Annotated in this window: 19 protein-coding genes and 6 pseudogenes; 8 read left to right on the top strand and 17 right to left on the bottom strand. The window is 68.0% G+C overall.

The window, feature by feature from the left end:
• Window positions 1-32: 32 nt before the first annotated feature.
• Window positions 33-674, bottom strand: a complete 642-nt coding sequence (locus JOC24_RS32565; RefSeq protein WP_374104550.1) for an ATP-dependent DNA ligase — start codon at window positions 672-674, stop codon at window positions 33-35.
• A 166-nt stretch (window positions 675-840) separates the two neighbouring features.
• On the opposite strand from JOC24_RS32565, the pseudogene JOC24_RS33700 reads away from it, so the two are divergent.
• Window positions 841-1025, top strand: a pseudogene (locus JOC24_RS33700) (hypothetical protein); the annotation flags it as partial.
• A gap of 51 nt (window positions 1026-1076) precedes the next feature.
• Here the strand turns inward: JOC24_RS33700 and JOC24_RS33695 are convergent.
• Both JOC24_RS33695 and JOC24_RS32555 read right to left on the bottom strand, forming a co-directional pair.
• Window positions 1077-1244 carry a DUF6233 domain-containing protein gene (locus JOC24_RS33695; protein ID WP_374104551.1) on the bottom strand — a complete coding sequence of 56 codons (168 nt, stop codon included), beginning with the start codon at window positions 1242-1244 and terminating at the stop codon, window positions 1077-1079.
• Window positions 1245-1413: 169 nt separating this feature from the next.
• A complete protein-coding gene (locus JOC24_RS32555) occupies window positions 1414-1701 on the bottom strand; it encodes a hypothetical protein (protein WP_239581389.1) in 288 nt (95 codons plus the stop codon).
• 229 nt (window positions 1702-1930) lie between these two features.
• Between JOC24_RS32555 and JOC24_RS32550 the strand changes: the two are divergent.
• Window positions 1931-2416 (top strand): annotated as a pseudogene (locus tag JOC24_RS32550) (transposase); the annotation flags it as partial.
• A gap of 116 nt (window positions 2417-2532) precedes the next feature.
• The gene (locus JOC24_RS32545) at window positions 2533-3102 is read left to right on the top strand and encodes a hypothetical protein (protein ID WP_205024039.1); all 570 of its coding nucleotides are present in this window, start codon (window positions 2533-2535) and stop codon (window positions 3100-3102) included.
• On the opposite strand, the gene JOC24_RS32540 is transcribed toward JOC24_RS32545, so the two are convergent.
• From JOC24_RS32540 to JOC24_RS32530, 4 genes and pseudogenes are all read right to left on the bottom strand, one after another.
• Window positions 3094-3582, bottom strand: coding sequence for a helix-turn-helix domain-containing protein (locus JOC24_RS32540; protein WP_205024038.1), 489 nt, complete (start codon window positions 3580-3582; stop codon window positions 3094-3096). The two genes, JOC24_RS32545 and JOC24_RS32540, sit on opposite strands and share 9 nt — an antisense overlap.
• A gap of 1652 nt (window positions 3583-5234) precedes the next feature.
• The gene (locus JOC24_RS32535; RefSeq protein ID WP_205024037.1) at window positions 5235-6977 is read right to left on the bottom strand and encodes an endo-1,4-beta-xylanase; all 1743 of its coding nucleotides are present in this window, start codon (window positions 6975-6977) and stop codon (window positions 5235-5237) included.
• Between the two features lie 464 nt (window positions 6978-7441).
• A pseudogene (locus JOC24_RS33690) lies at window positions 7442-7750 on the bottom strand (MFS transporter); the annotation flags it as partial.
• Between the two features lie 491 nt (window positions 7751-8241).
• Window positions 8242-8589: a hypothetical protein gene (locus JOC24_RS32530; RefSeq protein ID WP_205024036.1), complete on the bottom strand. Its 348-nt coding sequence runs from the start codon at window positions 8587-8589 to the stop codon at window positions 8242-8244.
• Between the two features lie 235 nt (window positions 8590-8824).
• Here JOC24_RS32530 and JOC24_RS32525 point away from each other — a divergent pair, with 235 nt between their 5' ends.
• Complete coding sequence (locus JOC24_RS32525; RefSeq protein WP_205024035.1) at window positions 8825-9376, top strand: EF-hand domain-containing protein; 552 nt, start codon at window positions 8825-8827, stop codon at window positions 9374-9376.
• A 144-nt stretch (window positions 9377-9520) separates the two neighbouring features.
• Here the strand turns inward: JOC24_RS32525 and JOC24_RS32520 are convergent, their stop codons facing one another.
• Both JOC24_RS32520 and JOC24_RS32515 read right to left on the bottom strand, forming a co-directional pair.
• A complete protein-coding gene (locus JOC24_RS32520) occupies window positions 9521-10096 on the bottom strand; it encodes a transcriptional regulator (RefSeq protein ID WP_205024034.1) in 576 nt (191 codons plus the stop codon).
• Window positions 10096-11655, bottom strand: coding sequence for a helix-turn-helix transcriptional regulator (locus tag JOC24_RS32515; protein WP_205024033.1), 1560 nt, complete (start codon window positions 11653-11655; stop codon window positions 10096-10098). The genes JOC24_RS32520 and JOC24_RS32515 overlap by 1 nt, the downstream gene beginning before the upstream one ends.
• 182 nt (window positions 11656-11837) lie before the next feature.
• On the opposite strand from JOC24_RS32515, the gene JOC24_RS32510 reads away from it, so the two are divergent.
• Together JOC24_RS32510 and JOC24_RS32505 are read left to right on the top strand one after the other, a co-directional pair.
• On the top strand, window positions 11838-14468 hold the full coding sequence (locus tag JOC24_RS32510; protein ID WP_205024032.1) for a DEAD/DEAH box helicase: 2631 nt from the start codon (window positions 11838-11840) through the stop codon (window positions 14466-14468).
• Between the two features lie 619 nt (window positions 14469-15087).
• Window positions 15088-15789: a hypothetical protein gene (locus JOC24_RS32505; protein ID WP_205024031.1), complete on the top strand. Its 702-nt coding sequence runs from the start codon at window positions 15088-15090 to the stop codon at window positions 15787-15789.
• 108 nt (window positions 15790-15897) lie between these two features.
• On the opposite strand, the pseudogene JOC24_RS33685 reads toward JOC24_RS32505, so the two are convergent.
• The 6 genes and pseudogenes from JOC24_RS33685 to JOC24_RS32475 form a co-directional block, all read right to left on the bottom strand.
• Window positions 15898-16125 (bottom strand): annotated as a pseudogene (locus JOC24_RS33685) (restriction endonuclease); the annotation flags it as partial.
• A gap of 291 nt (window positions 16126-16416) precedes the next feature.
• A pseudogene (locus JOC24_RS32495) lies at window positions 16417-16509 on the bottom strand (transcriptional regulator); the annotation flags it as partial.
• Window positions 16510-16576: 67 nt separating this feature from the next.
• Window positions 16577-17146, bottom strand: a complete 570-nt coding sequence (locus JOC24_RS32490; protein ID WP_205024030.1) for a hypothetical protein — start codon at window positions 17144-17146, stop codon at window positions 16577-16579.
• 323 nt (window positions 17147-17469) lie between these two features.
• The gene (locus JOC24_RS32485) at window positions 17470-18159 is read right to left on the bottom strand and encodes a DUF6882 domain-containing protein (protein WP_205024029.1); all 690 of its coding nucleotides are present in this window, start codon (window positions 18157-18159) and stop codon (window positions 17470-17472) included.
• Window positions 18160-18374: 215 nt separating this feature from the next.
• Window positions 18375-18766 (bottom strand): annotated as a pseudogene (locus JOC24_RS32480) (dihydrofolate reductase family protein); the annotation flags it as partial.
• 181 nt (window positions 18767-18947) lie between these two features.
• Window positions 18948-19628, bottom strand: a complete 681-nt coding sequence (locus JOC24_RS32475; protein WP_205024028.1) for an HAD family hydrolase — start codon at window positions 19626-19628, stop codon at window positions 18948-18950.
• A gap of 561 nt (window positions 19629-20189) precedes the next feature.
• Between JOC24_RS32475 and JOC24_RS32470 the strand changes: the two genes are divergently transcribed.
• Window positions 20190-20825 (top strand): ScbR family autoregulator-binding transcription factor, encoded by a 636-nt coding sequence (locus tag JOC24_RS32470; RefSeq protein WP_307792808.1) that lies wholly within the window; start codon window positions 20190-20192, stop codon window positions 20823-20825.
• A gap of 135 nt (window positions 20826-20960) precedes the next feature.
• On the opposite strand, the gene JOC24_RS32465 is transcribed toward JOC24_RS32470, so the two are convergent.
• Window positions 20961-21722 carry a transposase family protein gene (locus JOC24_RS32465; protein WP_205024027.1) on the bottom strand — a complete coding sequence of 254 codons (762 nt, stop codon included), beginning with the start codon at window positions 21720-21722 and terminating at the stop codon, window positions 20961-20963.
• A gap of 265 nt (window positions 21723-21987) precedes the next feature.
• On the opposite strand from JOC24_RS32465, the gene JOC24_RS32460 reads away from it, so the two are divergent.
• Window positions 21988-22590: a PH domain-containing protein gene (locus JOC24_RS32460; protein ID WP_205024026.1), complete on the top strand. Its 603-nt coding sequence runs from the start codon at window positions 21988-21990 to the stop codon at window positions 22588-22590.
• Window positions 22591-23102: 512 nt separating this feature from the next.
• Here JOC24_RS32460 and JOC24_RS32455 read toward each other — a convergent pair.
• On the bottom strand, window positions 23103-23966 hold an 864-nt coding region (locus JOC24_RS32455), incomplete at its 5' end, for a CBS domain-containing protein (protein ID WP_205024025.1).

The following is a 23966-nucleotide window of genomic DNA, read 5'->3' as shown; positions in this document are numbered from 1 at the left end:
CGGGCACCACCGTTGTGCACATTCGGCCGTACCTACCTGTGCGCTTTCAGGTGTACGCCGACACCTGGCCGGTAGCGGCCCGTCAGGCTCTTGGCGACGACAACTTCGACTTCGGGAACATCGGTCCACTCGTGCAGCCACCCGTCGGCAATCGCCGGGTCTGTGGTCGACGGGCAGAGCGTCCAGGGCGGTGCCAGCCGGTGGTCGGCGAACAGTGCCTCCAGGACCTTGCGTCGGTGTGTGAACGGCTCGTCCAAGAGCTCCTGGCCGTCGCTCCGCAGGACGTCGAACGCGAGAGAATGGGCGGGCATCTCGGCCGCCAAGGCGCGAGCGTTGCGGCCGGCGGTCGCGCGGCGTTGCAGGGCGGTGAAGCTGAGCTGCCCGCAGTGGTCGAGGGCGACGAGCTCGCCGTCGAGGACGAGCCCGGCCGGGAGACTGCGTGCGGCGGCGGCAAGGTCGGGGAAGCGGTCCTGGAACAGGGCCCGGCGCCGGGTCTGCAACAGCACCGGATCACCCTCACGGAGCGGGTGTAGAGCAGTGCCCGGAAACCGTCGAACTTGGGCTGGACTGCCACCCGGCCGGAGGCGAGGGGTGGGAGGGTCTCGTGGGCCTGCGCGAGCATCGGTTCCACAGGCAGCCTCAGAACCACGCGAGGCTCCCTCCCGGTTGGTCACGTGCCTGGGTCAGGAGTCGGGGTGCTCCCGATCTCCGGCACGACCTTGCCTGCCACGATGTCTGTTCCTCGCACATGTTCTCTGTCTACGACGCCCCGCCGTAGGGCGCGAGTCCGGGAGCGCCGCCCGGCATGCTGTGAACGGCGCGGAGTCGCACCCTGGAGAGATGAGCGCGCCGATAGTCATTCACCGCCTCTCCCCCACGGGCGGCCGGCGGGTCACCATCCGCGGGCAGATCGCCGGACTCGCCTATGACGATCACGACGTCGTGGAGTTCTGCGGCGGTCCGGGCTCACAGACGCGGAGGAGTTGTTGGACCGGCCGGAGTGGGTGGAGTGGCGGGGCGGGCGCATACGTACGTGGCCGCGTAGACCGTGGTGGGCCGGGTGCGGCGCCGCCGGTTCAGCTCAGCAGTCCGGTGTCCGGCCGGCAGACCTCGCACGGCTCGATGTCCGGTTCCGCCAGGGCCGCCATCGCGTCTTCCTGGGAGATCAGCCCCACCTGGTCAGGGTAGGTGGTGCAGCCGCCACGGTGCAGCAGTGCCACCGGCGAGGAGCGCTGCGGCTGGATCCTCCACGATCTCTCCGCTCGCGGCCGTTCCCGCCGCTCCCGCTCCAGCGCTTCCCTGATCTACAGCCCCCGGACGCGGCGCTCGGTCTGTCCGACCTGCCAGCGCAGCCAGTCCAAAAGAGCCCGGTTATTCTCCAGGTCGCTGATGGTGCAGGAATGCGGGATGACGTCAGGCATGGCTATGCCTCGGGGCCGCATCGAGTCGGGAGCCGAATTGCGCGGCACCCGCCGCACACCGGCCGCCACCGGTCAGCTGCCGCAGCTCCACCCGGGCCGACGGCGTGCGGCCGGACGGGGTGGACCAGAACGGGTGCCAGTGGATCCGGACGGACAGGGCGAGCAGACGACGGCGCAGCTCGGTGGCACGGCGCGGGCACGGGAGGGTGAGTGCGCGGTAGGTGTCGTGCCATTCCTGCTGGGCTCGCACGAGGTCGTCGGGGAAGGGGAAGCGCTCCATCCATTAATTAGATCGCATGTTCGAATTCTGTCGCCACTCAGACACCCCGGTCACTTCAGCGAGACGCACGCCTTCGAGGACAGGCCCCTGAACTGCACACAGATCCGGGTACCACGCGGGTACACCGGGCCAGTTCGCCCGCCCCTACCCCAGGGCGTCTCCATGAAGGTGCCACCCACCCGCCCCGCGCGCTTCCAACCGCTCCCCGCCCCAGGTGCCGCCGGGCTTCTTGGCCCGCTCGCTCGCCGCCGTCCACGAACAGCGCCGGGCCATGGAAGCCCAGATCAACAGCCTGCTGGAGGCCCACCCTCTTTCCCAGGTCCTGACCTCGATGCCCGGCGTCGGCGTCAGGACCGCCGCTGTTCTGCTGGTCACCGTCGGCGACGGCACCAGCTTCCCCACCGCCGCCCACCTGGCTTCCTACGCCGGCCTTGCACCGACGACAAAGACCTCGGGCACCTCGATCCATGGCGAACACGCGCCCCGCGGCGGCAATCGGCAGCTCAAACGGGCCATGTTCCTCTCCGCCTTCGCCTGCATGAACGCCGATCCGGCCTCCCGGACCTACTACGACAAACAGCGAGCCCGCGGCAAAACCCACACCCAAGCGCTCCTCCGCCTCGCCCGCCAGCGCATCAGCGTCCTGTTCGCCATGCTCCGCGACGGCACCTTCTACGAAGCGCGGGCGCCCAAGAACGTCGAGCTCGCCGCATAACCCCAGCAACACCGAACTACCCCAAACCCGACAGGGTGCCTTGACGAACGACATAGAGGCACCCCCCCGCCCGGCAGGGGCAACTGCAACATCACCTTCCGTGATGCCCCCCCCTGATGCGACGCAGCCTGCCCGCGCTCGCCCTCACCGCCCTGCCCCTGCTCGCCACGCCCGCCTCCGCCGGCACTCCCCTGCCGGCAGAAGAACAGCCCTTTACCTCCTATGCCCGGGCGCAGACTCCCGGCGGTGGCCCCGGTGCCGGCCAGCCGCTGGGGCTGTTCGAGGCGATCGACCGGCTCCCGGTCGCCGAGGAACACCGCGAGGGCTACCAGCGGACGCTGTACAAACACTGGAAACGCGGACTGAACGCCACGGACGGCTGCGACACCCGCCGCGAGGTCATCCTCTCCGAAGCCGTGAACGCACCCGAGATCGGGGCCAGCCGCAAACTCACCGGCGGCTACTGGCGCAGCACGTACGACAACCCGGTGGTGACGGACGCCGGGCAGCTCGACATCGACCACTTCGTGCCGCTGGCAGAGGTGTACGCCCGCCCCCGGGCGGGGTCCACGATCGCCGCGTGCGGCACACGCCAGGAACGGCATCCGGTAGGGCAACGGCCCTGCGCCCGACCTCACGGTCATGTTCATCGAAGGCGGGGCAGCGTGCACAGACCATCAACGTGAACGCACGCGGTTCGGAGTCGACTTGGGCGGCATCGTGGCCGTCGGCCACGATGGACCAGCCTGCACGGTGACCTTGTACAGCTGGAGCGGGGTGAGGTTCAGCAGCCGCAACAGGGCGGCTGTCTGCCGCTCGTCACCGGGCCACACCCCCTGCTCCTCTGCCCGCTCGTAAAGGACCGTGTCCATTCCGACGGAGCGAGCCAACTTGGCCGTGGTGAACTGTCGCGCCAGACGGTGCTGCGTCAACGTGCACGGTTCCCCGATCCCCATCAGCTCCGTGGTCCGGCACCAGAGCACGTCGGCCAGAGCAATCAACTCGTGTTCGGCGGGACTGTGTTCGCCGCTCTCCCATTCATGGACGAGGGAGACGTCGGTGGGCACCCCGCACGCGTTCATCTGCTCCGCCACCTGCTGAGGCGACATCCCCAGTGCCCGTCTGGCCGACAGGGCGACATCGGGTGAGAACGGCGGTCGGTTCAAGGGAGGCCTTTCCTGTTGGTCAGCGTCGCGTACCGATGTGGTCGCGTCCCGTCAGCCCGATGGCGACCCAGCTCGGGCACGGGTCATCTCGGTGATCACAGTGTCGCCGCCGCTCGACCGTGCCACCGACAGGTGCACCCGACTTATGCACATCCGCCCCTCGCACACTGCCCCGTCAGCCCGCACGGCCTACCCCCGATGTCCCTCAAGGGCATGTTCACCATGATCGACAGGGCATCATGAACGGGACGCACTGTCGGTCACGTCGTCCCATGCCCGGCCAGCCGAACGGGACGAGGCTCTGCCGGAGCGTCTCGACCTTGGTGGAGGTCAGGAGGGTGACGCCGAGCTTCTTGTACTGGCGGTTGATCTCCTTGGACAGCTCGGCGTCCCGTTGGGCAGCGCGTGGTCGAGGAATTCGAGGATCGTGACCTCGACGCCGTGGTTGCGGCAAATACCAGGCGCGGCTGTCGGAGCTGCACCAGTTCTTTCCAGGAGAATGCCGTGCTAACGCCTTCAGTGCCGATGGTTGTCGTCTATTCACTGGGCCGGAGGACGGCGCGATCACGACCTGGAACACGTACACCGGGGCCAGGCTCATTGGGTTTCAGGCACCGATCAGTAAGTCAGGTCGACTTCTGGTGAGTCAGGACGGCACGACGCTGGTCTTCTCCAGGCGTGGCGGCGTGCGTTCCCTCTGCTGCGACGCCAGCACAGGCAGCGGTCTGCAGCCTCTACGAGGCCGACCTGTGGCGCTCACAGCGGACGGGGCTCACGTTGCTATTGCAGCAAACGGACAAGGACCGCCCGCACGACCAGCGCGAGGCCGCCCCGAGCGGCCCGGTGGTCACCTCGAGCAACCACCTGGCCCGGCACGGCCGAGGGGACGGCCTGGAGCAACGGCGTGGCAGGGATTCGGTCATCACAGCAGCTCAAACGAGCCTGCCTGCACCACCGCACTCCCCCGAGCGCCCAATCCGCAGAAGCAATCCCCCGGGCCACGGGCACTCGATCACTGGGCACCGGCGGCTCGATGAAGCTGCGCAGCATTCGCTTCATGTGAGCAATGCAGCCCCCGCCAACGAACTGGGTGAGAAGCGCAGGCCACTGCTCTATAGAAGAGCTGCTCTACGGCCATCTGAAGCCGTATGCAGCATTTCTCTACAAGGCGGTGCGCTCACCACAGGGAGCAAGACCCAGCTCAAAGACATGCTCACCTTCAAGTGAGCCGCAACACACGTCCGCCTCCCCCCCCCCCCCCCCATAGCCAGGTAGGAGAGAAGGAGTCGGCGCAGGGCCACCGCTGCGGCTGGCGCACCGCGCTACATGCGGCGGCGCTCAAGGGCCAGGAGGGGGCCCGCACCCCGGCGGCCGCGCGTCTCCGTCTGGGTCGAGTTCGCGACCTTGTCGACGTCCCCGTCGGCGGCGTAGCCCGTCTGCCTTGACTGGCCGGGGCCACCCCGCCCCGGCCAGGAGACCTCGACTCCGCCGTCACCCGTGGCGGGACGGGGCGTTCTACCTGCGCTTCGCCCCTTGGAACATCTCTCATCCTGTGACAATGACCCCCAGCGCTGAAAGAGCGCAGGCCCCAAACCAGCACTACTGACTCTCACTACCACCGACACCAAACCGAGATATCGCGCCTTGTTTCCTCACGCCTCGTCAAAGGCCTCCAGCAGGCGCTCGTACGCCACCTTCGGCCGCAGGGCCGCGTCCCACGGCAGGGAATCGGCCGTGCGCGGAGGATAGATCTTGGTGTCGGCGGTGGAACCGTACCGGTCGGTGAATCCCCATGTGGAGAACGATGTGCAGTTCGGCTCCTCCAGGCAGACCCGCAGCTTGCCCGCCATCTCATCAGCCTGGGCCTGCCGCCCGTCCTGCTCGTCCTCACCTATGGGGACGTCCATCTCCGACACCCGCGCCTGAACCCCGAGCTCCGCCAGATCCCGCACATGGCTGCGGAAGGTCTCATGGTCGATGCGGTCGCCGGGTGCGTACTCATGGTTCTGGAAACCTACGCCGTCGATCGGTACGCCGCGATCCTTGAGCCGCTTGACCAGATCGTAGAGGGCGTCCCACCGCTCGCCTTCCTCCTCGACCCCGTACTCGTTGAGGAACAGCCGTGCCTTCGGATCGGCCCGGTGGGCGGCCCTGAACGCCCCGTCGATGTACTCCTCGCCCATGGCCTCGAACCACGGGCTCTGCTCGGAACGCAGACCGAGATCCCCGTTGGTGTAGCTCTTCTCGTCGTCGGACATGGGCTCGTTGACCACATCCCATTCCGCGACCTTTCCCTGGAAGTGCCCGGCGACCATGGCGATGTGCCGGAGCATGGTCCGGCGCACCTCCTCGGGGTCATCGTCCTCCCGCATCCAGTCGGGCAGGGCCTCGTGCCAGACGAGGGTGTGCGCGTGCACCTTCATGCCGTTTGCGCGGGCGAAGCGTACGAGCAGGTCCGCGTCGCGGAAGTCGTAGGTGCCCCGGCGTGGGTGGAGGAACTGTGGCTTGAACGCGTTCTCCGGAGTGAGCATGGAGAACTGGCTCCCCGCGAGTGCCCGGTAGCGTGAGTCGGTGAGCAGCGGGTTCTCGGCCAGGGCGGTGCCGACATCGAACGGCCGCCCCACGTCTGCTGCCCGTGCACGCAGCGAGTCGTCGGACTGCTCCTGGCGTAGCTGCGGCGCCTTGATGACGCGGAGCGAGTCACCGCTCTCTGCCCGCGCGATCAGCTGCGTCAGACGCCATCCCTCGCGGCGCTCGTCTTCGCCCGCGTCCGCCTCCAGACCGAACCAGACAGTGCCCTCGGCGAACACCCCCGGGTCCCGCACGGTTCCCAGCCGCCGCCCGTCGGCTTTCACACGAAAGGTGTCACCGATGCTCGACACGGCGAGCGTCACCGTCCCGGAGCAGCCGCAGTCGAAATCCTTGGAGGTGGCTGGCTCATCGCCCTCGCCGTCCCATATCTGTACCTTCACTTGTCCGTCAGCGGTCACGCCGACGCGGAGAGAGGGCCGCTCCTGCCGCCACTCGTCGTAGATGACCGGTACCCGTCCGTACAGCCGCAGCCATGAGTCGCTGTCATCGTCACCCACACCGGACATGCGCGCGGTGACGGTGAAGTCGCCATCGGACCTAAGATGCGGGCCGGCCAGGTTCAGAGGGGGGTTGGGCTGGCCGCCGGAGGAGTCCTGCTCCACGATGTGCCTATCCAATGCGCTGACCCGCAGGATGTCGTTTCGCGCGGTGGTGCCTGGCATCTGCGTCCAGTCGTGGTTCCGCAGCAGGTCTTCGTCGTTTCCGCCGCCCGCGCCTTCGCCCTGCCCCGTACACCCGGCCGCCACCGCCATGACGAGCACCACGGCGGTCAGTCGCTGCCACGTCCCCCCACCAAGGTCCACGGTCCCTCCCACTCTCTTGTTCGAGACGAGATCAACGTATCGAAACCGGGCGACAGTTCATCACACATGAGGTACGGCGGCCTTGTGTGGCACGTCCCAGCTCGTGTGGCGGAGCGGGCCCGGATCGTTGCGGCCTGCGCGGCAGGCGCATCAAACACGCGTGTGCCAGCGGACTTCAGGGTATCCACGGAGACAGTACGCAAGTAGCGCTCACGGTTCGCTGACCGCCGGATGGTGGGACTGGCGGACGAGCCGCGGCCGGGCCGTCACAGGTCAGAACTGGTACTCAGAGAGGCTGAGCGTACGGAGTTGACGCGCTGGCCGTGACAGGCGATGACGACCGGGCCGGGATCGGCGCCGGGGCAGTTTCATGGTGGTGGCTTCCTCTGGTGTGTGCTGGCTGGGCCGGGGCCGGCGCTGTCTGCCGGCGGGGTCCCGGGTTCCTCTTGGTGCGTGGGGGAGATTCAGGCCGCTGCGGCGTCTCGCAGCTGTCCGGGGGAGTTCTCGGCCGTTTCCGTCCCCCGTAGTGCGGCCTCCTTCACGAAGCGTGCTGCCACCAGTGCGACCACGGCTGCTACGGCTGCGAGAAGGAAGGCCGAGCGGGTGCCGAAGGAGACGGCGTACTGGCATGCCTCGCATGTTCGTTCGGGAAACTATGCCAGGCTCGCGGCATCGAGCTGTGCCGATGCCTCGGTCACTTTGCCGCCGAGCGCTCCTGTCCTTTCGGCCATGACGTCCTGTGCCCGGCTGGTGAACAGGGCACCCATGATCGCGCCGGTATCGGGCGGATACTGGAGATAGCAGCGCCACGGCCCACGTCCTCCCGGTCTTCGAGGGGAAGAGGGCTTCCTGTTCTTCGCGCGGAGGGTGTGGGAACGGTCGCCTATGAACGCCCTGTCCACTGACTGGGCGTCTTCGTGTGTCCGCTCAGCTCAGGAGCCCGGTCTGGGGTCGGCAGACCTCGCACGGCTCGATGTCCGGCTGTGCGCGCGCCCTTGGCGTCCTCGCGGGAGATCAGGCCGACTTGATCGGGGTGGGTTGCGCAGCCTCCCCGGTGGAGCAGGGCGGTGGACCAGGAGCGCTGCGGCTGGATTTTCCAGGACATCTCGCCGCGTGCCCGCTCGCGGCGGGCGTGCTCCTGGGCTTCCTGGATTTCCAGTTCCCTGAGGCGGCGTTCGGTCTGCCATCGCAGCCAGTCGCGCAAAAGCCCGGTTCTTCTCCAGGTCACTAATGGGACGGGAGGTCGGGGTGTCGTCGGGCATGGCTATGCGTCGGGGCCGGCGGTGTCGTGGGTGCGCTTGAGGGTGGTGCGGGCTTCCATGCGGTCCAGGCCGGAGAGCGGCGTGGCCCAGTAGGGGTGTGTCAGGACCTGGGTGGTCAGCTCCAGGATCCGGGCCCGGTATCCGGCGAGGCGCTCGGCTTCCTCAGGGGTGCATCCGGGGCTGTCCGCCTTCTCCGGCACGAAGTCGCCGTGCAGCTTCTTGTCCGCTGTCCACCCTTGCAGCGGCTCGGCCGACCACGGCAGCCTCTGCGCGAACTGATCGCGCTCGGCCGGCACAGCGTCGAGGAGGTCCTGGGGGGGAAGTCGAAGGCAGGCACACTGCAATGCCATGTCAGTCCGAATTTGGAAGGCGAATGCCGCACCGGACCACCCCCTGAAAGCACGACGGCTGAGCAGTTGGCCTCCGCCTGTCCACCTCCGGGCATGTGCCAGCAGCGGATCGGGCGCACCGGCCGAGCTGGAATGGATCACTAATACGGGTGATGAACTGGGCATTTCCGCCCCTGAGAGAAGACCGTGGAAGACCCTGAAGAGGTCAGAAGTTGATCACGAAAAAGGGATGACCATGACCACTGCGACGCAGGACATCATCACCCTCAAGTTGGAGCGCACCTTCGACCAGATGGATGCCAACCAGGACGGCTACCTCGACTGGTCGGACTACCAGAAGCTCGGGGACCGCTACATCCAGGGTTACAAGCTTTCCAGGGACGACCGCCGAACCAGGGCGCTCCAGACCTTCTGCCAGATCTACTGGCTGGAGCTGCTGCGTCACGCGGGCGTGGACGGGGACCGTCTCACCAGGGACCAGTTCGTCGCCGCCAACCGCCTCGCAGTCATCGACACCAGCCGTCTCAACGTGACCGAGGGCGGAGGCCACGCGATCTTCGACATCATCGACGCCGACGGCGACAACGAGATCAGCAAGGACGAGTTTGCTCGTCTCATGCGAGACGTCTGGAAGCATGACTCACCGGAGGCGGTGGACCTGTTCATCAGGCTGGACACTGACGGGGACGGCGCGATCTCCCGCCACGAGTTCATCCGCGCGGTACGCGAGCACTTCCTCTCCAACGACCCCGACGCCCCGGGCAGCATCTTCTTCGGCCACGTCTAACCCACCCGCCACACGGCTTTCACTGCGGTCCTACAGTCGTGGACTGTGATTTCGACCGGCGCCTCATGGCTCCGGCTACCATGCGAAACGCGCCACCCCCGGCAGGTCCAGTGCCGGGGGCGGCGCGCTGCGCTCGTGCGGTTCTCAGGCGGCCCAGCCGACCGAGGACACGTTGCTGTACGCGTCGTAGTCGGATCCGAGGTCTTCGATGATGCTGTCCCACACGGCGTCGAGTTCGTCGAAGTCGTCGTTCATCCAGGCATCTACAGCGCGGTCCCAGACACCCCGGACACTGAGGCTGCGGCCGGACAGGTCCCGCTGATGCCTGCCCTCTACGCGGGTCTGGTCGACGGGGTTGATCTCGACACGCGTTCCGCGGCCGTGGTTGTTGAGCCGCTTCTTCAGGTCGGCCGCGACGTTACGGCGGCGCAGGTCCCAGTACGCGGCATCCAGCCGCGACCTGTTCGCCTTGTTCGGGACCCGTTCTTCCGCGAGCCAGGCCATCAGCGTCCGGGGTGAGACGTGAATGCCGGCGCGGTCCATCGCCTCGTATCCGGCGTCAGTCTTGGTCAGGTAGTTCAGGCGCGCGGCGAGACCGCGCTCACTCTCCACGGGTGAGGCGATGCCGGTCACCATGCGCTCGATCGCGACGCCGAGGGCGTCCGCTCCGGGCAGGCCCCGGGCGTTGAGCGCACCGAGGTCCATCCACCGTCCGGCCATCAGCGGCCCACCTGTCCGACGGTGTATTCACCGGTGGCCTTGCCCTCGCCGTGCTTGATCTTCATCTGGGAGACGCCCCGGCCCTCCGGGAACACTTTGCGCCAGTCGCCTGTCAGGTGGAGTTCATCGGTGCCCATCATCGCGACGACATCGAGACCGGCCTGACTGGCCTTGTATGCCTTGCCCCACAGGTTGGCGTAGGCCTGGGAGTGGATGATGTGCATCCAGTCGGGGCGGACCATCTCGCGGTTGTGGATGGACTCCCCCATCGTCGAGATGAACTTGGAATACATGGCTTTGACGTACTCCAGCGTGAGCGTGTCCCGGTTCTCGATCGCCTCGTCCCGCGCGGCGGACAACAGCTTGCGCAGCGCGTCGAGGAAGTTCTCCGTCGCGCCGGACGTCCACGACTCATGGACGACCGGAGTACCCATCAGCCCGTACTTGGGGCCGGAAAGGCGCTGCAGCAGCCGCAGGGTGGCGTTGGTGACCCAGAGTGCGCCGGGCTCGTCGCGGTCCCCGATCGGGTCCGGCAGGTGTGGGTGGGTCCACGGTGCGGGGGTGATCAGGTGGACGCCGGAGCGCTTCGGGTCGATGCCGTCGGTGCCTGTACTGTGCTCCAGCTTTCCGATCGGCAGCCAGCACTTGAGCGCAGACAGGTAGGCCGCGTTCACGTCCAGCGCGGTGACCTTGACGTCCCCGAGAACCTTCAGCGAGTAGCCGGGGTGGTGGAACTTGGGGCGGGCCTCCCAGATCTGGTCAGGGTCCTTCTTGGACGGCTTCTTCAGGACGTCCGGCAGGGCGGGGTAGGCGGTGTAGTCGTAACGGGCGGTGGCCCGGGTCTCGTTGAACAGGTGCATCACGTCGGGGATCGCACGCTTGATCAGCGCCTTCAACGCCGCGTCCTCATCCCCTCCGGCTCGCTCGGCCTCGTCCTGGACAGCGCGTGCGATCAATGCCGTGGTGTCGGCCTGCGCACGGGCCGCTGAACGGGCACGGCGCTCGGGCCGGCTCGGTACGGGGGCCGGGGTCGGCGAGACCTCCACGGGCACAGGTGCCGCCGGGGCAGCGGCCGGGGCGGCGGGGTCTGCGGGCTGGCACATCGCACCGGAGTGCAGAGGGCGGCCGTCCGTGGACTGGTAGGTGGTCTCGATGCCGCACCGGATGCAGGGGCCGGGGTCACCCTCGATCGCGCGCCCGTCCAGACCGCGCAACGTCTCAGGCGGGGCAGTGAACGCAGCTGGGACGGGGGCGGGGGCGGGTTGTGGTGCCGAATCCGCGGTGGGCCCGGAGACCGCCGCGGGTGCCGAGTCGGGCGGGTAGATCTCGGCTAGGCCCTTCAGCAGCTTCAGGTAGGGCAGGCGGCCGGGCGGCGTCGGATCCGAGTGGCCGGTCTCCCAGTTGGCGACCGTGGTGCGCCCGACACCGACTGCTGCGGCGACCTGGGCGCGAGACAGGCTCGCGGCCTCCCGCAGACGCTGACGCTCAGCCGGGGGCGGGATCGAGGCGTTCAGCCGTGCTTCCTCAAGCAGCGCTTCCACGCTGTTCTCTTCCCTCATGCCGCAATGCTAGCGCATTTGGACGACTTGCGGCATTGATTTGGACATAAAGTGAAAGCGCGTTGTACGGATGCGCTACGGTCGTCATCAGCCCGACGGCACAGCGGATAGTGAGGCAACGCGCCTGCGTCGGCTGCCACCGGAGAATCCGCTGGTCATGAGGGAGTGAGGGAGTATTGGGTATGCACGGCGTGATCTCGCTTCGGCCGCATCAGGTCGAGGCCGTGGACGCGATCATCGAGGGCCTGGCCCTCCCCCTCGACGGCTCGGTGCCCGCAACGGGGCAACGCGGGCAGGTCCATATGTCCACCGGATCGGGCAAGACCATCACGGCTGCGGTGGCGGCCCTGCGGATGGTTCCCCGGGGCGTGGTCGGCGTCCTGGTCCCGACCCTCGATCTCCTCACCCAGACCGTGGAAGCCTGGCGGGCGGTCGGCCACACCGCCCCGGCCGTCGCGGTGTGCAGCCTCGGTGTCGATCCGCTCCTGCAAGCGCTGAACGTGCGGTGCACGACCAACCCGACTCAACTCGCCCTGTGGGCCAATGGCGACGGTCCGATGCTGGTGTTTGCGACGTACGCCAGCCTGTCCCCGCAGGGACTGGACGACGACCAGGGCGACGGGAAGACCGGCGCCGCGCCGGGCGCCCTGGAACGCGCGCTACTCGGCTCGTACGGACAGCGGCTGCGCCCTTTCGACCTGCTCGTCGTCGACGAGGCACACCGCACGTCCGGGGATCTCGGCAAAGCGTGGGCGGCCGCGCACGACCAGGTACGGGTGCCTGCGGTGCGGCGGCTGTACATGACGGCCACTCCCCGCCTCTGGGAGGCGTCGCCCGGGAGTGCCGGCGCGGACGAAACCGGCGGGCGCCTGGTCGCGTCCATGGACGACGAGCAGCTTTATGGTCCGGTGCTGTTCGAGTTCGGGCTGATGGAGAGTGTCGAGCGGGGCGTCCTCGCGCGATTCGAGATCGACGTCCTGGAGATTCGTGACCCGCAAGCACCCAGGCCCGACGCATCGGTGGAGGCGCGGCGCGGCCGTCGGCTCGCCGCGCTCCAAGAGGCGCTGCTGAAGCACGCGGACGAGTCGGGGGTCCGCTCGTTCATGACGTTCCACTCACGAACCCTGGACGCCATGGCCTTTGCCCGCGCCCTGCCGGAGACGGCGGCGGAGCTCCACGCCACCGACCCCGTCACCTATCCGGGACGGGTCGGGGCGGAGTGGCTGTGCGGGGAACACCCCGCCACCCACCGCCGGACGGTCCTGGGCAGGTTCGCGGACGGGATCGATGCGGACGGATGGGTCACCGACCTCGGTGTGCTCTCCAGCTGCCGGGTGCTCGGGGAAGGCGTCGACATCCGGGGCAAGCGTGGTGTCGGCGCCGTCGTGTTCGCGGACACCCGCAGCTCTCCCGTGGAGATCGTCCAGATCATCGGGCGGGGCCTGCGCCAAGACCCCGGAGAGGGCAAGGTGTCCCGCATCATCGTGCCCGTCTTCCTGGAGCCCGGCGAGGACCCCTCCGACATGATGGCGTCCTCCAGTTATCGCAGCCTGGTCGCAGTCCTTCAGGGCCTTCGGGCCCATGACGAACGTGTGATCGAACGCATGGCGCTGAGCACCACGACCGCCCGGGGGCAGGCCACGTCCGTAGTCACCCTCGACCCCGTCCGCGAGCACGGCGACGACGGCGACGGCGACGAGGACCAGGCGGAGCGGGAGACGGCCGTCGCGGACAGTGCGGCCGGTACCGCGCAGGGCGCCGAGAACGGCGCGGCCGGGCCCGCCGCCGAGGACGAGACCGGGCGCGGCGCGGCCGAGGAGGAACACCCGGGCGCCGGAGTCCCGTTGCTGCGATTCTCCCTCCCCCGCGATCCAGGGACGGTCGCGCTGTTCCTGCGCACCCGGGTCCTGCACCCCGACTCCGAAGTCTGGCTCACCGGATACCACGCCCTGCGAACCTGGGTACGCGAGCACGGGAACGCCGAAGTGCCGCTGGACGCGTCCGTGGAACTCGGCGAAGCCCGCATCACGTACGCACTGGGCACATGGGTCAGCGAACAGCGCCGCGCGTTCCGCCTCGGCACCCTGAAAGCGTGGAGGTCCGAACTGCTGAACGAACTCGGCATGGTGTGGTCGGTCGCGGACGCCGGATTCTGGAAGAACCTCACCGCGGCCCGCTCCTACCACACGGTGCACGGCACCCTCGCCGCTCCGAAGAACGCCGTTGTCGAGGGGGTGGCGGTCGGTCAGTGGCTCGCCAATCTCCGCAAGGCCGGCGGGCTCGGCAAGGACCAGGAGCGGGCCGAGGAACGGCGGGCAGCGCTGGAGGCGATCGATCCGGAGTGGTGCCCCGAGTGGTCCGTGGAGTGGCAGCGCCACTACGCCACCGCACGCGCCCTCCTGGCCGAGGAAGGCGGGCTCACAGAGGTCCTGCCGGGCGTCTTCGTCCACGGCTGCGACGTCGGCGCATGGATCAACCGGCAGCGCGAACACGCGGTGTGGGCCAAGCTGCTGCCCGAGCAGCGGCAGAGGCTGGAGGCACTGGGGCTGACGCCCCTGCCCGCAGCACCGGCCAAGAAGACAGCGTCCACGGCCGCGGCTTTCGAGCGCGGAGTCCTCGCACTGGAGCAGTACAAGGCCCGCACCGGCACCCTGACCGTCCCCCGAACCCACATCGAAACCGTGGTCATCGACGGCCAGGAGCACGGGGTGAAGCTGGGTGTGTTTCTCACGAACTCCAAGACCCGCAGGGCCAAACTCCCCGCCGCCAAACTCGCCGCACTCGCCGCGCTCGGACTGGATTGGGCAGCCTGACAGCATTCGACGGCGCCCGCTCCCGGACCAAGAGCACGCCCCGAGAACCAGCCGAAGGGTCTCCGTGACGATGCGGCTGAACCCGGAAGTGACGCTCAGACAGTCGGGCTGTGTGGCCGCCCCATGGGTGACCCGCTCTGCCACCTGTAGCGGTCGGTACGAAGTGAGTCGAGGCCAAGTCGACAGTCGAACTTGCTTGGCACAACGTTCGCCGAGCAACATCAAGATGCCCGACTGATCACAACGTTCCGTAACCTCTGCGCACACTGGCCACCGCAGTCGAGGCCCGCGACTGCGGGCGTATGCGGCCCAGCCATCCACCACGCACGGACCGGGGGCCGGACCTGCGCCCCGGTGCCACTTGCTGTGCTCGTTGCCCACCGAAAGCCCCCGTCGCCGCACCACTCGTTCAAGATCCCCAGACGGTGTTCACAGCTTCGCCCGCGGCGCTGCCGGAGACGGCGGCGGAGCACCACGTCACGGCCCCCGTGACCTATAGGTGCGGAGTGGCTGCGCGGCTAAACTCGGTGACCAACACCGGTGTTGAATGCCGGCGCCAGAGGGAGAGCACATGGCTGGCTGGTGGCGAAAGAAGTCCGCACCGGAGAAGGGCGTGCCGATGACTGGCGCACCGGGGTGCTTGGCGGGTTCGGCACACGGGACGCTGCCTGCGCACATCGACGGACCCGGCGGACGGCGGGCGGTGACGCTCGCCGTGCACGACGACGGGGTGGTGCTGACCGACGGCGATGAGCACCGCACCTACGTGTGGTCGGAGGTCGCCCATGTGTGGCACGCCAACGACATGGACGGCAAAGCGGCCGATGGTTTGATGATCACGGAGTGGCTGCACGAACTGCTGCTGGAGTTCACCGACGGCACGCTCGTGCAGTCGCTGCTGGCCGACCCGCCCGTCGTCACGCCGGAGCCCGCGTTCCGCACCGGCCGGTTGTCATCCTCGCCGCCCTCTGTCATCGCGCCGCTGATGCAGCGCGTCAACGCACCGGTGACCGAACTGCATCTCGCCAGGGCGAAGGCGACACTCGCGGCCGGCGGCCAGGTGAAGTTCGGCCCACTGACCGCCACGGCGGACGGGCTGCATCATCACGGCAAGAAGATTCCCTGGCACACCCTCACCTCATGCCGATACGGCTTCGTCATCTTCCACGAGGACGAGGACGAACTGGGCGCGATGCTCCGCATGGAATACGAGGTCGCCGGCGGTGCGAACGGATTCCCGTTCGCCTGGCTGCGGATACCGGCGCTCGACGTCCCGGACCTGGATGTCCTGGTGCGGCTCGCCGACGAGAACCGCACCTGAGCAGCAACGACACCCGCCGCGCCCAACTCCCACCGGCTCACCCGTCCTCCCAGCTCAAGGCCTACGTCCACCGCGTGCCCACCCGCAACGTCGACGCTGGCCAAAGCCCTCAGCGAGGGCGCCGCAGCAGTCGTCTCCTGGCAGGGCGGCGGCGTGACGCTGAACGTCGGCGGCGACCGCGCGGGCGTGCCCGGTCAGCTGGAGTACGATCTGCTCGAATTCGCGTGGGGTGAGGTGCGGGTCCTTCCACGCGAGCACGGCGTTGACGAGCGTTTCGTACGGGGCGCGGTCCAGGGGAAGTTCCGCCTCTATCAGGCCGTGGGAGTCGTGGAGCACGACGTGGGTGTCGCACCTCGAGCGCGCCCGCCACGTGGTCGTTGTGGTCGCCAGTGCTGGGTCCGGCGCCTGGACGGCGAGGAAGCGGGCACAGCCGCGGGTCGGCGTGCCAGCAGGGCAGGGGAAGGCCTGCCGAAGGCGGGCGGCTGGAAGCCGGGGGCTCCTGTCACCGTCCGGCAGGTGTGGGTGCGCTCCTGGGGACCGCCTTCCGTTGCTGGGGCCGTCGGTGTCATTCGACGCTACGGAGGAAGCGGATTGATCCTCAACCAGATTGCGGGCAAGCGCGGCAATTCACTCCAGGGCGTCGATCGCGTCCCGGATCAGGGCGCGGGCGGCGTCGCCGTGGACGGCCATCTCCGCGAGGCCGGCGAACGCCTTCGCGTAGGAGTTGTCCAGCCGATCATGTGACAGAGGCAGACGGAGCCGACTGTACTGCATGGGTGCTGGGGGGTTACACGTACGCCGACTCCACCCTGCCTGTGAACTGGCCGCCTACTTGACTGGCGAGCCAACGGACACGGGAGATCTGGTCGCCGTCCTGGTCCCGGGTGTGCACGTGGATGGTGTGGTCCTGCGACGGATCGTCCTGGTAGAGGTCCCGGGAATTCACTGTCAGCGTGAGGTACGCGTACTTCTGCGAGATCGCCTCCAGCCCCGCTTCGGGAACCGCGGGCCACGCGTCCAGATCCCACCGAACAGCTCCGGCATCTGACCCCAGAGCGGCGATGAAGGGCTCGGCAAGGTCCAGCGGACGACCCCAGTCGAACACTTGGATCGGCAGGCAGTCTGCAGGGTTGTCGCCGGCCTCCGACGAGCCGTACTCCCTGCCGGCTGACGCCCACCATTCGAGGTCGGGCAGTACGTGACGTACCTGCGCCAGGACATCCGGTGACCTGATCACGGCTTCGAAGTCGACCTCTCCCTGACCGATGTCTGCGATGTCCAGCAGAGCACGCACCGCACGTATCGCTTCCGGCAGGTAGGGGGTAGTGAGGACAGCAGCCGCAGCAGAGTTACTCATCCCGGAACCATAAGACGGCACTCACGGGCCAGCCCTCGCAGTTGTCAGGGCCGGAGCCATATTGCAGGCGACGCTACAGTGACGGTGCCATCGGCTCCGGCGCTCAGCCGTCTCAGCGGACACCGTCATGTCCGCCTTGCGCGGCCGGGGTCGGGCGTCGGCGGCCGTCTCAACACTTTCCAGACCTACGTCTTCGGCCACCTGCGGCCGCGTGAGCGGCTGCCCGGATCGCGGAGCGATCCCTTCGCAAGGCGACGCTCCGAAACTGAATCTCCGCGCCCGCCGTCCGCGACCGCGAATCCGGCAAGGACGGATGGTTCGGATCAGCCGGTGACCGTGAGCCGGATGTTGCCGATCCGCCCCATCCGGTCAAAGGAGACAACGGCGGCGTTCCCGGTCGGCAGATCGGCGATCAGCCGGTCGCCTTCCACGCGGTGCGGCACACCGTGGTGCTCGAAGTACCCCGTGACGGCCTGTCGCGGCGAACGGCCGATGAGTGAGACCCCGGCCATGAGCACGCGTGGCAGGGCAACCGGCTCGAGCTGGGCGCTCGGCACCTTCGGGTCGTCCGGCAGGAAGTACACCTGAGTGCCGGGCCCGGCGGACTGCCCGATGTACCCGGGGGTGTTGGCTACCCCCATCCCCGCGAAGGCCAGCATCTCGGCAGCCCGCCGAGGATCGTCGAACCCTGACAGATCGAGTTCCTCAGCGGTGAACTCAGGAATCCCGTGCGCCTGCCCGTACCGTGCCACGGCAGCGGACAACGCCACGGCCTCACTCCCGCCGAGCCCCGGATTTGCCCAGCCCCACAGCCAGGAACCCTCATCCATGTCGTACGTCCCAAGGACACCGACCCGTAGCTGCACCTCCCCCTGCTGGTACGAGCACGTCGACAGGTCCGCGCTCCACGGCGCCTCGGGCAGGAACTCCATGAGCGCCTCGAGCTGAACGGCGCCCCAGACGGAGTGCCGTTCCGCCTCGAGCAGGAACTGGTCGCTGAATCCCTTTTTCATGATCACGAGCGTAGAGGGCGAGACCCAACGACGGTTAGCCCGGGGTCCGTTCCCTCTCGTTACCGACTTCATTGGCTCCGCAACGGGGCCTCCAGCCTTCGGGGCCGACATGACTTCCCACCGGTCCGGTCGTCCGTCAGGGGATCCCTGTCCGGACGGATCGTCTGCGGTGACCTCGGGAGGCCCGAAGCCCGCACTGGTCCGCCGTCGGGCGCTCAGCGCCTGGTCTCATACCTGGTCAGGATCACGCCATCGGGAAACGTTCGGGTCTCCACCAGGCTCAAGTTCACCCAGTTGTCCAATGCGGTGAAGAACGGGGTGCCGCCGCCCACCAGTACCGGATGGGTGACGATCGCGTACTCGTCGATCAGCTCAGCCCGCACGGCCGCCGCGGAAAGGCTGGCACCGGCGATGTCCATGGGACCCCCGCGTCGTCGACCTTGAGCCCGGTGATCTCGGTGACCGCATCGCCGGTGACCAGACGGGTGTTCCAGTCGACCGTGCTGGTCGTCTGCCACAGCTTGCGCCCTCACAGCGCCAGGCCCGTCGCGTCCACCCGGTCTGACCACTACTGGAACAGCTCGTCGCTCGGCACGCTCCAGCCGAGGCCGCCGTCTATCCACGTCCCGCTGAGCAGGGCCGCCGCGGGCTCCGGTCCGATCTGACGACGGCCGCACTTGCCGAAGGCACCGCCCAGGCCTCGCCGCTGCCGCCCGCAACGTACCCGCCCTCGGGCCTCATCTTCGGCCCGGCGGCTGACCGTGCCCGCGCCGAGGGGAGCGGGCACTCTACGCCCCGATCCGGCTGCGGGCCCAGCGCACCAGTTCGCGGTCGGCGAGGCTCCCGATCCACAGGTCTGCCTGCTCGGCCTCGGGGCCTGGCGGGCAGGGCCCGAGGCCGATGACGCGAAGGCCCGCCCGGCGGGCGGATTCCATGCCCGTGAGCGAGTCCTCCACGGCCAGGGCTTCCTCGGGCGGTACACCGCAGAGGCGGACGGCCACGCTGTAGACATCGGGCTCCGGCTTCGGCCGTACGCCCTCGCCGGCCACCACAATGTGGCTGAAGGAGCCGAGGAGTCCGGCCCGGCTGAGGCACGATTCCACCGTCGTCCGGGGGCAGTTGCTCGCCACCGCCAAGGGGAGATGCCGTGCGGCCAGCCGGACCAGAGCGGCGGCTCCTGGCATGGTGACGGGGTCCTCGTCGACCAGCGCCGTGAAGGTAGTGAGGAGTGTTGCCGCCAGGTCGCCCGCGAGGTCCGGCTTTCCGGTCTCATCGGCCATGAGCGCCCCGCATTCGGTGTAGTGCACGCCTTTGGCACGCTCGGCGAATCCGGCCGGAGGCTTGAGGCCGAAGACTCGGAAGGTGGCGTTCCGGGCCTCCTGCCAGTGTCGTTCTGTGTCCATCAGGGTCCCGTCACAATCGAAGACGATGGCTGAGGGGGACCAGGCAAGGATGTTACGAGCTGTCATGTGACTGCCGTTCTCGGAGACTGCGCCGACCGTTTCGGTGCACGGGTGACAGAGAGGGGCCCGCGATGCGGTGACGAATGCGTAGCGATGAGGGAACCGCACGAATGGGCACGGCCACTGCGACCGCGTGCACGTTGCTGAGCGCGTCGTGGCGGACGTGGATCGTCGCTTTCGGCTCGAGCCGAAAACATCGTGGCGGTTACGTTATTTGGCCGCCTCCGGTTTTCGCAATCACCAATTCGAGTGGATGGAATTACTCCGCTCCCCGGGCGACCGGGGTACGCGAACAGGCCGTAGCACAGAGTCGCGACAGCTGGAGCGGGCGCAACGCGCCTGGTGAGTGGCACATCTGGTAGCCCGTGACGTTGCCAGGGGCACAGTCATGCCCCTCGCACAAAACGCCCGTCCCCGGCGCCGGGCGACGGATTGCGTGAACGCGCACCCACACGCTCGCGACTGGCGAATAATAGGATCTTCGCGCGATGCGACTGCACCCTCCGCAGAGAGAGTCCGCATTCCCTCGCCGTAGCGACAGAACATTCGAGCGAAGGTGGAACGTACGTGCAGGACAGAGCCCGAGCAACCCGTAAGGTGCTGCTGGAATCAGCAGCACATCTATTTGCTGAACGGGGGTACACGGGAACAAGCGTCAAAGACATAAGTGATCACTCGGGGAAAACCAGCGGCGCGATCTATTTCCATTACTCGAGCAAGGAGAAGCTGGCCCTGGCGGTGGCCCGGGAGCAGTTCGCCAGCTGGCCGCAGCTCGCCGCCCCCTATGCAGCGCCCGGAATTCCCCCGCTGGAGAAGCTGGTAGTCCTGAGCCTCGGTGTCGCGCACTCCCTCAGCGAGGACGTCGTGGCGCGCGCGGGTGCCCGGCTGTGGGCGGAGCGCCGGGGTATCGACGCAGTCGTGCCCGCGCCGTTCGATGCCTGGTCCCTGGCTGCCACCCGGCTTCTCGCCCAGGCCCGAACGCGGGGTGAGCTTGCGTCCGACGTAAAGCCGTCGGACGCGGCCGTGACTCTCGTGTGCGCGTTCTTCGGGCTCTGCACACTCGTCGACGACCTGCCGGGCGGGCGGGACTGGGGGGAACAGTTCGAGCAGTGGTGGCTGCTGACGCTCAAGTCCCTTCAGGCGGAACCGGATCCGGCCGGTCTGCTCGCCCGTGCGCGGGCATGGATCCCCGTACAGCCGTAGGGCAGGACAGAGCCCACCGAATCCGGCGGGCGCAGCAGCCCGGAAGCTGTCTTTGCCAGTCCGCCTCAGGCTGCTCTCGGCTGCAGCGCGCCCCTTGGGGGAAGATATAGGGGGCCGGCCGCTCACTGAGCTTCTTCAGCGTTGCCGCTCCAGTGTGAGGATGGCCTTGGCGATCGATGTCATGCGGTTGGGCCTGCATCGGGACCTGTGGAGGATTCGCCAGGACTTCAGGTTCGCGACGCCGCGTTCGACAGGCGCTCGTGCTGCGGCCAGTGCCTGGTTGAGGGTCATTTCGGTGGGGGTGAGCTCCTGCAGGGGCTTGCGTGCGATGTCGGTGGTCAGCCATGGGCCGGCGCGGTAGGCGAGATCGGTCTGAAGGGGAATGCCCTGACGCTCGCAGATCCGGTGGGTACGGGCGGCGGTCAGGTCGTGGGTGCGGCCCGGCGGGGCGGGTGAGAGCCAAAGCAGCCGGCCGCCGGGGTCGGTGACGACCTGCACATTCACGCCGTGGCGCCGGTGTTTGTGCGAGTAGTCGGCCCGGCCGTCGCCGACCCGGTCGCACTCGGCGAGGATCCCGTCGAGCAGGACGGAGTCGGGTTCGTGCTCGCGAAGCGTCTTCAGCAGACCTGGTGCACGTTCGGCGAGCGGGTCGACGACCGCGCTGGTGTAGGTGTGGGCGGTGGCCTCGCTGATCCCGAGCCCGGCGAAGATCTTCGCCTGAGTGTTGTGTTCGCGCAGATACATCAGTACCACGATCGCGCGCTGGTACGGACGGATCTGCCATCGCCGGTCGCCCTCACCGGTGATGATCAGCATGGTGCCCCACTCCACGAGTGCATGCGGCAGGATGGATGACCAACGAGGCCCCCGGAGCAATGTGATTGAGGCGTCGGACATCTCGATCAGCAGCCCGGAGACCTCGTTCGTTGCGCTTCACGGACCATCACTCGATCGGTGGTCAACTCGAAGAAGTCATCAGTGATGACGGACGTGATGACCCGGCCCGTCGGGTGACTGCAAACTCCGGGAAGTGCTGTGGCAGTTCACATGTTGACATTCCGCTGCCAGCTTGGACAGTTCATACGGGATGTCCCATCACGCTTCGCCGGCGAGGAGCTGTGCGTCATGCACTCGCCGCACGAGACTCAACAAAGGAAACATCATGACCACACCCTCCAACACCACCGAAGGGCTTCGGCTCCCCGCTGAGCGGGCGCGCCGCGGCGGGTTCTACCTCGGTTTGATCCTCGCGGCGATGCTCTGCCTGGTGCTCTTCGAAGGACTCATCATGTTTGTGGTCGGCGTGCTGATCATGGGTGAAGACATGGGGTTCATCGGCGAGGCGGGTGTCGCCGGTTACGTGGGACTACCGGTGTTGGGAGGAGTAGTTACCCTGCTGCCGCTCATCGCCCTGGTGTCACGATATCCGGCCCTGCGCATCGATCCGGCGGGCATGAGCAAGGTGCGGCGTGGGGGCGAGGAGACCGTGCGGTGGGCTGACATCGACCAGGTTCGGTTCAACAGCAGGCAGAGCCTGCTGCTGTTGGTGGTGAAGGAAGGGGCTCTCCCGGAGAAGCCGATCGCCGTGGGCGGGCCGAGGACGGTTGTTCTCTATTCGCTCGGAAACTCCCTCTGGCGCCGGCGGAGGCCGAATCACCCTGCCTTGATCGTTGAAGCAGTCGAGCGTTTCGCCCCGGGAAAGTTCACCGACCTGCCCTGGAACCTGGGTGCGGGAGGCGCGAAGGGCGCGGGCGCCTCGGCGTAGGGAGAGGTGCCTCGGCGTCGGAAGAGGAGGCCAGTTCGTGCGGATCAGGGAAGGCGCGCTCCGGCGGGAGACGAACAGGCCGCGGCCCCGCGGCAGCGGGCGGGCCTTCACGTCGCCGAGGAGCTCATTCCGGGCTGCTGATACGGGTGTTCATGTCGCCGGCCTCGCCGCCTCAATTTCATCGTCTGCTGTGTGTACGGGGCCATTACGGGCTCGCGCACACTGCACGACGCCGGACATGTGGCCGCCTTGGCGTGACACGCTCCGTCGGCTGATACCCGCCGAGAGCTGTGCGGTCTGCGGGCGCGCGTACTGGCCGGGCTCCGTTCCGAGCAACAGACGGTCGAGGCGATCGCAGCGGTCCGCTCCTTCGAGGAGGCGCTGCGCTCCGGCCCGGAAGGAGGCCCAGGGCCTTTCGCCCGCCCGTGCCCGGCCGCCGTCGGATGGCCGACTCGGGCACCTTTGCTGGATCCGTGGGCACCGCCTGAGGAGTCGGCTCTTTCAGCAAGTTGCTACGGCTTCCTGGCGCTGCTCGTCAGCCAGGCGACGGTGCGGCTGATGTCGGACAGCGTCAGGATGCCGACGAGTCTGCCTTCGTCCACGACCAGGACACGGTGCTCGGCGCCTGGTTCCATGCGGGGCAGCAGATCCGCCAGCGGGTCGCCGGGATGCGCGACGGTGGTCTGCGGGAGCGGAATCATCGCCTCCCCCACCGTCACGCTTCCGCTCTGCCCGGTCGGCACCTGCCGTGCTCGATCCAGCGTCATCAGGCCGAGTGGTGCCCTGTCTGCGGTGGTCACCGGGAACGCCGAATGCCGATACCGGTAGCGCGGGTCGTCCAGCATCTCCGCGACTGTGAGCGCCGCAGGCGCAGTGAGCGGATCCCTGGTCATGGCGTCCCGCACGGGAACACCGGCCATGAGTCCGCGCATTTGCGCCTGTCGTCCTTCGGCTGTGGCGGCAGCGATGAGGAACCAGCCGATCAGGGCCAGCCACAGTCCTTCCAATCCGCCTCCCTTGAGAAAGACCAGGAATCCCGCCGCAATGAGCAGCCAGCCGAGGACGCGGCCCGCAAGCGTGGCCCGGACCGTCGCGCGCAGCCGGTCCCCGGTGCGCCACCACAGGAAGGCGCGCAAGAGCCGTCCGCCGTCGAGCGGAGCGGCCGGCAGAATGTTGAACGCGGCGAGCAGGAAGTTGATGCCGGCGAGCCACGCCGCGACCTCGACTACGAGCCCGGGGGCGGAGACGAGGTGGAGTAGCCAGGTGCTTAGGGCGAAGATGGGGACTGCTGCACGCGTAGGTGACAGTGGGGTTATGCAGCCAGGGCTGCGGGTGGGGTCATGATGGCTTCGTACTCGACGGGGGTCAATCGGGCC

It is taken from the genome of Streptomyces sp. HB132, assembly GCF_016909575.1.
Lineage (GTDB): Bacteria > Actinomycetota > Actinomycetes > Streptomycetales > Streptomycetaceae > Streptomyces.
Note: the sequence above shows the minus strand (reverse complement) of the source record. Positions and strands in the feature narration are given on the sequence as shown.